The following is a 526-nucleotide window of genomic DNA, read 5'->3' on the forward strand; positions in this document are numbered from 1 at the left end:
ACAGAACGTTTATTAGATATGGCTAATAAATTAGGCGTATCTATAGCATTTTTATCTTCTGTAGAAATTGGCAAAAAGCCTATACCTGCTGACATGGAAGAAAAGATCATTGAGAAATATGCTTTAGATGAAGAAACGGCTTCTATCTTGAGAAGAGAAGCAAATATTTGTCGTAAGAATTTTACAATGAACTCTTCTGACCCACTTAACCATGAAATTTCTAACACGTTTGTTAGAATGTTTAAGTCTCTTTCACAACAAGATCTGACAAAGTGCAAGGAACTCATGGAGAAAGTAGAAAAAAAACGGTGCTTGCAGAATAGAATACCTTGATCTCCTTATTTTATACACCGTAAACATAATTTTATATGTTAAAAAACAATAATATCCTTTTGAAATAATTGAATAAATATGCAAATTATGCTAAGATTTTTCATGTATAAATTGCTAATCTAATGGGGCTACAAATATGCTAAATAAAGTGACGTTAATCGGGCGCCTTGGTGCTAATCCCGAAAGCAAAACA

At 31.9% G+C, this 526-nt stretch carries 1 protein-coding gene; it reads left to right on the top strand.

All coding sequences use genetic code 11. The features are described 5' to 3' along the window. Positions 1 to 333, top strand: a 333-nt coding sequence (locus ACFIKO_RS09545) for an XRE family transcriptional regulator (RefSeq protein WP_375673942.1), incomplete at its 5' end; no start/stop codon positions are given. Positions 334 to 526: the final 193 nt, after the last annotated feature.

It is taken from the genome of Bartonella sp. TS82HLJMH, from assembly GCF_042193495.1.
In the GTDB taxonomy this organism is placed as follows: Bacteria; Pseudomonadota; Alphaproteobacteria; order Rhizobiales; family Rhizobiaceae; genus Bartonella; species Bartonella grahamii.